Genomic DNA, 11,482 nt, shown 5'->3' with positions numbered 1-11,482 from the left:
AAAGTTATAGCAGATGATAATATAAATTATTCTTTATCGCCAGCTGCAATCCCGAAAATTTGTAATAGAGTAACGAAAATATTGAATAAAGAAACATATATATTAACAGTTGCTAAAACATAATTATTCTCTTCACCTCTAACTATAGAGTTAGTTTGCCATAAGATAAAACCACCTGAGATAAATGCAAAAACTAGCGAAATCACAAACGCTAAGGCAGGTAACTGTAAGAAAATATTAATAACTAAAGCAACCAAAGCAACTATAGCACCAACAGCACAGAATGAACCTACCCTATTATAATTTCTAGAAGGGTTCATCGCTAAAGCAGATAGACCTAAAAATATTAGGCCAGTAGTACCAAATGCCATCATTATTAATTCAGCACCATTTTTAAACATAGTGATATACGCGTTTAATATAGGACCTAATGAGTACCCTAATAATCCCGTTAGAGCAAAAGTTAACACTATTCCCATAGGTGAATTTTTAGTAGCATTTATACCAAATAATAATCCTATGTATACCACTATCATAATTATAGGGTTCATAAAACCAGCATTAGTTTGCATAGCAATAAATGCAGTCAAAGCACTAAATAATAAAGTCATAGATAGTAGTAAATAAGTATTTCTCAGTACTTTATTTGCTCTTAAAGCTGACTCTTGTGTTAATGAGTCAATAACTCTAGTATTATTAAAATCGTTCATTTCTTCTCCTTAGAAGTTTTCTGAAATTATACATCATTTATTATAACATAGGTGTTATATACTTTGTTCTAAAATGTGAATTCATAGCTATTTTTCAAGTATTTTCTAGATATTAATAGAAATATCATACAAAAAAGATACAAACACCAATGATGAATATATTAAGTATAATAAAGTTGTCGTTATAGTTTCATTTTTACCACCTGCTAATATTTTTCCTAAAGAAAAATAAATAGGAACTATAAATATATTAAGAATAATAGACAATGTTATAGATATGATAAACATCATATTGCTCACTAGATTATTATCAATAAATACTGCTATTGCTAATATAAAAACTTTTGTTACTTCTAAGTAAAGCATCACTTTTATCAATTTAGAGTTTATTATTGACTCTATTTTTAAGCTTATAATCTTAAATTGCCAAGCGATATAAACAGCTATACAAAGACCATAATTAAACATAAGGAATATAAATGTACTAATTACTGAATTAATATATTTTGGATCTATACTATTATGGTCATACTTAAGAAAAGTAAGATAAATCATTTTATTTAAAACTATAAGTACTAAACTAAAATACACATATTTAAGAAGCTCTAAGCCAGTTTCTTTATTATTAGTCACAGTCAACACATGTAAATAGACTAAAGAAACGGGTAACACGATAAGATTAAGGCTGCTAAAGATTTTTAGATTAAGAAGTAAGTAAAACAATATTACTGAAAAAACAAAAAATATAATAAAAACACCATAAAAACTTATATCGACTCTTTCTGTTTGACTAGTTAAAGACGTGTTAAGCTTATAGCTATTTTTTAAGAAAAAAATTAGCAAGAATATAATAGTAAAAAGATAAAACAATTTAAATGAATACGCATCTTTAAGAACAATAAAGCAAATAAAAACACCTATAGCTATTCCCAACAAAGCACTCGAGTATACTCCAATAAAACCATATAAGCGACGGGAATCGGTCTTTAGGTAAAAAGAGCTTAAATTAAAAAGTAAATTAACTATAACGACAGAAACTCCTGTCCATAAAGCTGCTAAGCTAAAAAGATAGGTATTTTTTATAAAAGACAAAATAATAGCAATGATTACAAATTGTAAGCCATGAATTATCGATTTCGTTGAACCAAAAAAATAGTTACTTATACACCCAAAAACACCAGCAAAAAACATTACAAAAATATGGTCATTTCGGTTATAAAAGAAGTTAATATCGCCATAATGAGTTAAAAGTGTTACAAAAGGAGCTATACACAAGCATAGACAAAAAATCATTATTGCAATGATATGTAAACCCACTGGTTGCTTAAAATCAACGTTAGTTTTTGGAACGCTTCTACCTATAATTTTTTTCATTACTTACTCTTTATTTTCTACTCAGGCTTTATTTTTTTAGTAATAACTGATTTAATTTATCTAGATAAACTTTGTCCTCTGGAAGAGCATTGTATTTTTGTGATTTCCACATCTCTTCAGCTAGATAGTCTATCATAATATGCTGGACTTTATGCTCATCGAAATTATATTTAGCTAGTAACTTTGTATATATACTTGCTATACCTGCTGGACGATTAGTTTGAATTTGCTCAATAACAGCAAGATGTAAGCTAATATGTAAGAAAGGATTTATTTGCCCCATTTCAGGAGAATAATCTTTATCAATATTGTTTATATTTATTTGGTTATGATATTCTGGGTGTAGCTCTATGATCCTAGATATTTGCTCTTCTATAGCAGTTAAAGGCTGTCTATCTTGAAACTTTTGCCAACTATCTATAAAAAGTTTACGCAATTGATCTCTATCTTGGGAAAGAATCATACAAATTTTTCCTTATCTTTAAACTCACAATATTGATAAATTATACAATTTCTACATTTGGGTTTTTGAGCTGTACAAATGTATCTACCATGCAAAATTATCCAGTGGTGAGCATCTTTTAAATACTCTTTTGGAATTACCCTTAAAAGCTTTTTTTCAACCTCATTAACGTTTTTTCCCTTCGCTAAAGGAATACGATTAGCAAGTCTAAATATATGAGTATCCACAGCCATTGTTGGCTTACCAAAAGCTGTATTAAGTACTACATTAGCAGTCTTTCTGCCAACGCCTGCTAAAGAAATTAAATCATCAAAATTATCAGGTACTTCGCTATTAAACTTTTCTATTAAATCTTTACACGTCGCTATGACATTTTTTGCTTTTGTTTTATATAGCCCAATTGATTTTATATACTCAGCTAGTTTTTGTTCACCTAAAGCATATATTTGCTTAGGAGTATTAGCAACTTTGTATAAAACAGCTGTAGCTTTATTTACACTTATATCAGTTGCTTGTGCTGAGAGTATCACAGCTATTAGCAACTCAAAATTAGAAGTATATTCTAGCTCTGTAGTTGGAGTTGGGTCATTCTGTTTCCAAGTTTCAAAAATATTTATGCGCTTTTCTTTATTCATCAGCAGTAGAGACTTTTTTCTTATTTCTAAATTTCGCCAAAGAAGCTGCTATATATGCTTTTTTATCTATTTCTTGTGCTGTAGCTATATTTTTATAAATTTCTCGTTGTTTAGCTTTTGTTTGCTTAACTCGTTGCTTGTGAAATTCATACCTTTCACGATAATGATTTTTTTGTTGTATATATTCTTCTTCAGGTAGATTTTGAGGTTGTTTACTCTCTATAAGGTCAACCAAAGAAATACAATCCATAGGACAAGGTTCGATACAAAGCTCACAACCTGTACATTCTGACTCAATAATTGTATGCATAAGCTTTTTGGCACCAACTATAGCATCTACAGGACATGCCAATATACATTTTGTACAACCAATGCACATACTTTCATCTATCTTTGCTATAGCACGAGGCTTTACTATTTCTAAGCTTTCATCTAAAGGAATTTGTGGTTTACCCAAGAGTTTTGATAGTTCTTTTAGAGTTTTTTCCCCGCCTGTTATACATTTATTATATTTTTCGCCATTTGTAATGGCCTTAGCATAACTATAACAATCTTGGTAAGTACATTTCTGACATTGAGTTTGAGGTAAAATTTTATCTATACTTTCAATCGATACTATCATATTTAGTACAACTCTATATTTGTTTTATTTTCAACAGACTGGATATATTTTTTGATATTATTAGGGATTTCTAGCAAATCTTTTGCCATAGTTAAAATATAAAATATTGGAAAAATATTTATATCATCCCATGAAAACTTATCACCATTTATAAACGGGGTATTTATGTATGGGTCTATTTCTAAAAGAATCCTATTTATTTCATTGATAGAATCTTTAGGTGGATTTCTTAGGAAAACATCCATACCATCAATATACTGTGATTTTTTATTTATAAAATACTCTTTTGCGCTTTGAGTGGGGAAATCACACTCATTTTTAGGGTGATACGGTATCCTAGGGTAAACAACTCTACGATAATGCGGTGCTAACTCTGCTATTAAACCTTTTACAATAAGACTTATACTTGAGTTGGCTATTTCAAAAGATTGAATTTCTGCGATGTATTTGCATATCTCATCACTTTCTTTTAAAAACGTACCATCATTTTTTTCTAAAAAAGGTACTTGTTTAAAGCCAATTCTATCTATATGAGCTTTTTCATCATCATTTGCTAAGAATTCTAGCTGATAGTCTAATCCACTTAAGTCAGCAACTAGCCTAACTTTGATACAATAAGGACAATGGTTATATATGTATATATTCGCGTTTTTACTCTTATTCATAGATTAACAACATAAGCTATGTATTTATTTCTTAGGAACTATTATAGCATAAATTACTTTGTCGTACCGTGGCTTGACTATGGAATCTATCGTTAATTCTACTTTAAGGCCATAGCTTCAGCGACACGTGTGCTGAAACCTTCTGTATAACTAGGACATACTACAATATATAGATTCCTAATAACACTCAAATGCTTTTTTGAAAGCTATAAAATTAACAAATTAACGTTCTAAAGAACCACTAAGATTACCTTGTTTATTAAAAGCAGCTGCGATAATAACTACAAGAGCCAAAAACATAATCCCTTTACCATACGCCATCATAGAATCAAATAACGAATTAATAAAAAATGTTACAACTAGTAATATAGAAATGTTAAATGATAGTTTAATTCCAGTATTTTCTTCCCTTTGAAGAAGAAAAAATGCAAAAGTACTTACCCAAAAAACACACCAAAAAATAGCTCCAATAACCCCCATTTTTCCTAAACTATTAAAAAAATCGCTATGAAAGTGCTGATAGTCCATCGCAAGAAGTGATGCTTGATTTTTTTTCATAAGATCTTCTTTTATTGTATTTGCTTGCTCTATATTACACCCAACAAAAGGATGCTGTTTAGCACATATAAGTGATGCCCTATATAATTGAAGCCTTATTCCTGTAGAAGTTGAAAGAACTTGATTCTTTTCTGAAATTTCAATACTATGAAACATCTCTGAAAATCTTTCTACATAAGAAGAATTCTTAAACCCTGTAAACAAAATCCCCACTATAAATACACTACTAGTTACAAATAAAATAGTTTTCTTCCAACTTAAAAGAAAAAAAGGTATACAAAATATTGCAATTAACAGGCATATAATAGCCCCTTTACTTGCCATATATAAACATGCTACAGACATTACAACAAAAACGAAAAACATTAAAGTTGATAATAAGTATTTTTTGTTTTCTAAAAACAAAATCATGAAGTAAAAACAACAGGCCGCCTCTGTTGAAGAGAAAAGACCTGAGTAAATAGTATTATAATGTGTTGGATCAAACCTTACTGCGCCAATATGAACGGCCATGAACACTTCAATTAATGTAATTATAGCACCTATCAAAGTGCAAATTAGAAAAAGACCCTTTTGCAAAGTAATATAATTCAACGACATAATTAGAATAAACGGAATAAAAAAAACTAAAGGTATAGCCATTAACCGACCATCTAAATGAATAAGTGCCATAAATAAACTATATATTGGTAAAAGCAGTAGTAAAAAGATAAACCGTCTATTTTCTTTAAAAAGCTTATTACACTCTTTTACGTTCTTTATATAGAAAAAAATATTTAGTGATATCAAGCTTACAGCAAGAATTTCTATAGTTTTTAAAGGCGTTAATAAAAAAATCAAACCAAAAGCTAATAAATAATTAGTACACCTTGAATAAAAATTTACATTCATGATATATCTGGTATAAATTTAGACTGAATTAACAGTTATTATACTTAAATATTTATTGTATGCATAACCCTTTTTACTAAAAAAGTGATCTATCTCAGTATACAATGATTTGCAATAGCTTTGACTTAATCTGACATTGTGTATAAAATAAGATGTCAAATTAAGGAAGAATAAAATGAATGCATCTCAAAAGATAATCAAACCCAAATTAGGTCTGTTAGAATTAGCAAAACAATTAGGTAATGTCAAGCAAGCTTGTAAAGTGATGGGTTACTCAAGAGACAGCTACTATCGCTTTAAAGAGTTATACGATAATGGTGGAGAATTAGCTTTACAAGAAATATCCCGTAAGAAGCCATTAGAGAAAAATAGAGTTGAGGCACATATTGAGCAAGCAGTAGTTAATATGGCTTATGAATATCCGGCGTATGGACAACATAGAGTATCAAATGAATTAGCAAAGCAAGGAATATTAGTCTCAGGAAGTGGAGTTAGATCTATTTGGCTTAGACATGACTTAGAGAATTTTAAGAAGCGATTAACAGCACTAGAGACCAAAGTAGCTCAAGATGGCTTTATACTTACAGAAGCTCAATTACAAGCTTTAGAAAAAGAAAAAGCTAAAAAGGTTGCTACTGGTGAGATTGAAACGCATCATCCAGGTTACTTAGGATCTCAAGATAGCTATGTAGGGTATATAAAAGGTATAGGTAAGATATATCAACAGACATTTGTAGATACGTATACTAGAGTAGGATTTGCTAAGTTATATACAGAAAAAAATGCAATAGTAGCTGCTGATATGCTTAATGATAAGGTATTACCATTCTTTGAGGAACATGGAATAGATCTATTAAGAGTATTAACAGATAGAGGCACGGAATATTGTGGAAAGCTGGAGAATCATTCCTACCAGATGTACTTAAGCATAGAAGACATTGACCATACTAAAACAAAAGCTAACTCCCCTCAAACTAATGGTATCTGTGAAAGATTTCATAAAACTATGAAAAATGAATGTTATGAGACAATGTTTAGAAAAAAGGTTTATTCAACGATTGAGGAGATTCAGCAAGATGTTGATATATGGCTGGATTATTACAATAACGATAGACCACATTCTGGTAAGCACTGTTATGGAAAAACGCCTATGAAAACTTTTATTGACTCAAAACCTTTGGCAAAAGAGAAAAATTTAGGTAATATGTTTGATAAATCTGACACTAGTTTAGAAATAAATTCAGTCTCAAATTAATTGGTGACTGTCAGATCAAGTTTGAGCTACTACAAATGATTTTTATAATTTAATCTCAAATACTTTCGTGAGCATTTTCAGACATAAGGTATGACATAACTCTTTCATATTTATATTAGCTATAATTCCAGGACAATTCTAAGTCCCACAAAAAGTAGCTTTTACAATTTCATCTTCGTTAGGCTCTAACATATAGCTTTGATATTTTTTATCAAATTTGTATGGATCTTTTAGAGCCTTGTTTAAATTATAAAAATCTCCTAAATCACCACTTTCTGCTGATTTAATGGCTTTTTCAACTTGGTGATTACGTGGTATAACAAAAGGATTAATTTGTTTCATATCAGAAGTATCCACTTTTTGAGACCTAGAAACCCATTTATCTAACCAGTTAGCTAAAGCTTGCTTTCTTAAAATTTCAAAGTTTTGGTAAGATAAGTTATAAAATGTATTTGTATAGTCAAGGTTATTCTTATACATTTCTATCAACAGTTCTGAAATTAAACTTTCATCTTCGTTTTGGTAACTAGCCAGACCAAGCTTTGATAAAAACATCTTTTGCCACTTAGTTTTATAAATTTCAGAGTATTTTGCAAGCGCTTCTTCAACTAGGCTTATAGCTTCTTTTTCATCTTCAGATATCAAAACTAACAAGCTTTCCGCAAGTCTTACAATGTTCCATCCACCAATAGAAGCTTGGTTTGCAAATGCATAGCGCCGATTTCTATCAATAGAACTAAAAACAGTTTCTGGATCATATTTATCCATAAATGCACATGGTCCATAGTCTATTGTTTCACCTGAAATAGTCATATTATCAGTATTCATAACGCCATGAATAAACCCTACTCTCTCCCATTCAGTAATTAAGCTAGTTTGCTTATTTATTACATAATTTAACAAGCTTAAAGCCTTATTTTCGCCATAAGGAATATTATGCCTTTTTATAGTATAATCTAGTAAACTTTGACTATAATTCTTACCAAGCATTGCTGCGTATTGAAATGTCCCTACTCTTATATGGCTGCTAGCTACCCTTACAGCTATAGCACCTTGTTCAACTGATTGTCTTTGAACATTTTCACCTGTGGTTATTACCGCTAATATTCTGCTGGTTGGTATATTCAAATTATGCATAGCCTCACTGACTATATATTCTCTAAGCATTGGTCCTAAGACTGCTTTTCCATCACCTCCACGTGAAAATTTAGTAAGTCCAGCCCCCTTTAAATGGATGTCTACTACTGTACCATCTGGCTTTTTATATTCCCCAATAAGTATTGCTCGACCATCGCCAAGCATTGTGAAATGCCCAAATTGATGTCCAGCGTATGCTTGGGCTATTGAGTTTTCACTTTGGTAGCCTAGCAGAAAATTTAACAGCTCTGGTTCATCTAGTTGCTCTAACTTTAAACCAAGCTCTTTCGCTAATATGTTATTAAAAACTAATAGCTTTGCTTTTGGATATTTATAAACCGGTTGTTTAGAATAAAATTCTGCTGGTAAACTCAAATAACTATATTCTAACTGAATTAACATAATTTATAGAAATGTTTACTAATTTAGTAACATTTTAACAAAAGATAGCCAATAAAATAGCTTTTAGCTAAAATAATAATATAGACATGTTTTGGAAACTAATAAATGGAGTATCTTAGGTTAGCTATAGTTGATTCAGAAAATTACAATAATTTTGCTGGCGTAGCAGAAAGCAATTTTGATAGAGTGATAGTTTTCACTAATAGCCAAGAACTTGAATCTAATTTTAAAAAAACTCAAATTTACAGCAACTTTGAACTTGTTCCCATTATCTACGGTGAAGGAAATAAGGATAATATGGATGGCTATATTTGTGCTAAAGTTGGAGAATATGTGGAAAGATACCGTAACTATCGTACTTACCTTAGTATTACTATATTTAGCAATGATAAAATATTTAAAGGTATCGCTGCTTACTACACTCGTAAAGGGTTTAACATAGCAACAGCTGCACCAAATGGTTGCGTTACAGGCACCAGTAATACAGACCCAAAAGTTAGAATAAAAAATTTTCTAATGTGCTCAGAAGAGGTAAAAAGCCAAAGCTTTAAAAAAGGTTTTAGTGAAACCGCTAAAGATGCGTTTTATCGATTAATTAGTAAAAAATTAGATAAAGATATCCCTAAAGAAATTACAGATACATTTATTGATAGAAAAGCTGTGTTTTTTTCTAACCATTCACGTAAAATAGCCATTGATGAAGCGAAATTATAGTAGCTACCGGATAAAATTAAAGAGAGTAAATTTATGCAAAGAGTTAGCACTTCTTTTTTTAATCAAGATGCACTCGCTTTAGCACCTGATTTATTAGGAAAAGTCATTTGTAGATACTATAATGATCACTGGCTTTATGCTCAAATTATTGAAGCTGAAGCATATGAATTAACAGATAAAGGAAGTCATGCCTCTTTAGGCTTTACACTTAAACGTAAAGCCTTATTTATGCCAGCTGGAACAATCTACATGTATTACTCTCGCGGTAAAGATTCTTTAAATATTTCAGCTAATGGAGAAGGTTGCGCTGTTTTAATTAAATCAGCTATTCCCTACGGAGACCTTTCCGATAATCAAATGCTTGAGGTTATGCACCAACTTAACCCACTTCCAAATGGAGAAAAACGTTCAACTCATAGACTAATGTCGGGACAAACTCTACTTTGTCGTGCTTTAAATTTAAAAGTTCCTGACTGGGATCAACAACAGTTCTCACAACAGTTTTTTATAGCCGATACAGGTTATCAACCCCAAAAAATTATCCAAACGACACGTCTAGGCATTCCAAAGGGACGTGATGAACATTTACCATACCGTTTTATTGATGCTGACCATGTAAAATCATGTACAAAAAATCCACTAACAAGTCGTATTCCTATTGACTATAAAATTTTAAAGCCTGAATAATCTTTTCTCTCTGCACACAATAAAAGAATTTCCAAACTCTTTAGCTGTAATATACTATATACAAACTTTATATTTGAATAGGAATCTAAAACTACTATAAACCTAAATCATAAAACCATCACTATAGTTAATCTTCATATCTTTATAGATATACACTTCTTATAATGCTAAAATACGATCATATTTATTTTACACAGTTTTGAATAAAAGTTATGGAATACAGAAAATATATTTGCATTGTTTGTGGTTTTATCTACGATGAGGCTGAAGGTTGGCCAGAAGATGGTATTAAGCCAGGTACTAAATGGGAAGACATACCAGAAGACTGGGAATGTCCTGATTGTGGTGTAACAAAAGAAGAGTTTGAGCTTTTAGAAGAATAATACTTTCATTACTAATGCCATCTCTCTTCCAAGAAGTTACTTTTAATGATAAACACTTTATCATTATGAGAGATGATTTAAGCCACCCTATTTTCTCAGGGAATAAAGCTAGAAAATTAGCTTATATTTTAAAAAATCCACAAAAATACTCGCATGTCAAATCTATCGTTTCATTTGGTGGTAATCAGTCTAACTTTATGCTTGCATTATCACAACTAGCCAAGCTTAATAATTGGCAGTTTCATTACTGGATCAAGCCTCTACCAAAGTTTCTAAAGCAAAATCAAAATGGCAACCTTAAACTAGCTCTAAATAATGGTATGCAACTTTTTGAAACCCAACAACACTCCTTAAATCTAGAAAATATAAAACTAGAATATACAAATCCCAAAGATATTTGTTTTTTTGATCAAGGTGGTAGGAACCCTAATGCTGAAATAGGTATAGCAGAATGTGCTAACGAAATAGCAAAATATTGTAAAGAAAATAATTTTCAAGATTATAGTGTAATAGTAGCATCAGGCACAGGCACCACATCCTTATATTTGGAAAAATACCTACCTAATAAAGTTTATACTGTAGCTTGTGTTGGTGATGAAGATTATTTGAAAAAACAATTTTTTATGGTTGACCCCAAACAACCACCTCCTGCTGTGCTTGTAAAAAACTTCAAATCCACATTTGGTCAACTAGACATAAATAACTATAAATTATATGCGGAGCTACTAAAGCAAACCAACATCGAATTTGACTTATTATATGATCCTATCACATGGAAAGTATTATTAAAAAACTACGATCAATTGCCAAAACCTATAATATATATTCATTGTGGTGGCACGTCAGGTAATATTACTATGCTTAACAGATATAACAGACTAGTAGCTAATTAGTATTTGGCTTTTTAACTTTTTTGGCCACCCCTAAAATGGCTATTAAAAAAACTCTACTATATGGTATTATCCTTAACATTAATTACTAACATT

The 11,482-nt window shown here is 30.6% G+C and carries 13 protein-coding genes; 5 read left to right on the top strand and 8 right to left on the bottom strand.

Features of this window, described 5'->3' with window-relative positions:
* Window positions 1–26: 26 nt before the first annotated feature.
* From FRA_RS03630 to FRA_RS03600, 7 genes are all read right to left on the bottom strand, one after another.
* Complete coding sequence (locus tag FRA_RS03630) at window positions 27–710, bottom strand: Bax inhibitor-1/YccA family protein (RefSeq protein WP_035718980.1); 684 nt, start codon at window positions 708–710, stop codon at window positions 27–29.
* A 105-nt stretch (window positions 711–815) separates the two neighbouring features.
* The gene (locus FRA_RS03625) at window positions 816–2,084 is read right to left on the bottom strand and encodes a hypothetical protein (protein WP_035718978.1); all 1,269 of its coding nucleotides are present in this window, start codon (window positions 2,082–2,084) and stop codon (window positions 816–818) included.
* Window positions 2,085–2,112: 28 nt separating this feature from the next.
* Complete coding sequence (locus FRA_RS03620; protein ID WP_035718975.1) at window positions 2,113–2,547, bottom strand: DUF1841 family protein; 435 nt, start codon at window positions 2,545–2,547, stop codon at window positions 2,113–2,115.
* The gene (nth, locus tag FRA_RS03615) at window positions 2,544–3,182 is read right to left on the bottom strand and encodes an endonuclease III (protein ID WP_035718974.1); all 639 of its coding nucleotides are present in this window, start codon (window positions 3,180–3,182) and stop codon (window positions 2,544–2,546) included. The genes FRA_RS03620 and nth overlap by 4 nt, the downstream gene beginning before the upstream one ends.
* On the bottom strand, window positions 3,175–3,804 hold the full coding sequence (locus FRA_RS03610; protein WP_035718972.1) for an RnfABCDGE type electron transport complex subunit B: 630 nt from the start codon (window positions 3,802–3,804) through the stop codon (window positions 3,175–3,177). Before FRA_RS03610 ends, nth begins: the two co-directional genes overlap by 8 nt.
* Before the next feature lie 2 nt (window positions 3,805–3,806).
* On the bottom strand, window positions 3,807–4,469 hold the full coding sequence (gene grxB, locus FRA_RS03605) for a glutaredoxin 2 (RefSeq protein WP_035718970.1): 663 nt from the start codon (window positions 4,467–4,469) through the stop codon (window positions 3,807–3,809).
* A gap of 222 nt (window positions 4,470–4,691) precedes the next feature.
* A complete protein-coding gene (locus FRA_RS03600) occupies window positions 4,692–5,918 on the bottom strand; it encodes an O-antigen ligase family protein (RefSeq protein ID WP_035718969.1) in 1,227 nt (408 codons plus the stop codon).
* Between the two features lie 175 nt (window positions 5,919–6,093).
* Here FRA_RS03600 and FRA_RS03595 point away from each other — a divergent pair, with 175 nt between their 5' ends.
* Window positions 6,094–7,173, top strand: coding sequence for an IS481-like element ISFw3 family transposase (locus FRA_RS03595; RefSeq protein WP_035718769.1), 1,080 nt, complete (start codon window positions 6,094–6,096; stop codon window positions 7,171–7,173).
* Between the two features lie 138 nt (window positions 7,174–7,311).
* On the opposite strand, the gene FRA_RS03590 is transcribed toward FRA_RS03595, so the two are convergent.
* Window positions 7,312–8,712, bottom strand: a complete 1,401-nt coding sequence (locus tag FRA_RS03590) for a protein adenylyltransferase SelO (RefSeq protein WP_035718967.1) — start codon at window positions 8,710–8,712, stop codon at window positions 7,312–7,314.
* Between the two features lie 105 nt (window positions 8,713–8,817).
* Here FRA_RS03590 and FRA_RS03585 point away from each other — a divergent pair, with 105 nt between their 5' ends.
* From FRA_RS03585 to FRA_RS03570, 4 genes are all read left to right on the top strand, one after another.
* Window positions 8,818–9,426, top strand: coding sequence for a PIN domain-containing protein (locus tag FRA_RS03585; RefSeq protein WP_035718964.1), 609 nt, complete (start codon window positions 8,818–8,820; stop codon window positions 9,424–9,426).
* 33 nt (window positions 9,427–9,459) lie between these two features.
* Window positions 9,460–10,113, top strand: a complete 654-nt coding sequence (locus FRA_RS03580) for a DNA-3-methyladenine glycosylase (RefSeq protein ID WP_035718962.1) — start codon at window positions 9,460–9,462, stop codon at window positions 10,111–10,113.
* A gap of 212 nt (window positions 10,114–10,325) precedes the next feature.
* Window positions 10,326–10,496 carry a rubredoxin gene (locus tag FRA_RS03575; RefSeq protein WP_035718960.1) on the top strand — a complete coding sequence of 57 codons (171 nt, stop codon included), beginning with the start codon at window positions 10,326–10,328 and terminating at the stop codon, window positions 10,494–10,496.
* A 14-nt stretch (window positions 10,497–10,510) separates the two neighbouring features.
* Window positions 10,511–11,389 (top strand): 1-aminocyclopropane-1-carboxylate deaminase, encoded by an 879-nt coding sequence (locus tag FRA_RS03570; protein WP_035718957.1) that lies wholly within the window; start codon window positions 10,511–10,513, stop codon window positions 11,387–11,389.
* The last annotated feature ends 93 nt before the right edge of the window (window positions 11,390–11,482 follow it).

Source organism: Allofrancisella heilbronnii, assembly GCF_000710735.2.
GTDB classification, from domain to species: domain Bacteria; phylum Pseudomonadota; class Gammaproteobacteria; order Francisellales; family Francisellaceae; genus Francisella; species Francisella frigidaquae.
Note: the sequence above shows the minus strand (reverse complement) of the source record. Positions and strands in the feature narration are given on the sequence as shown.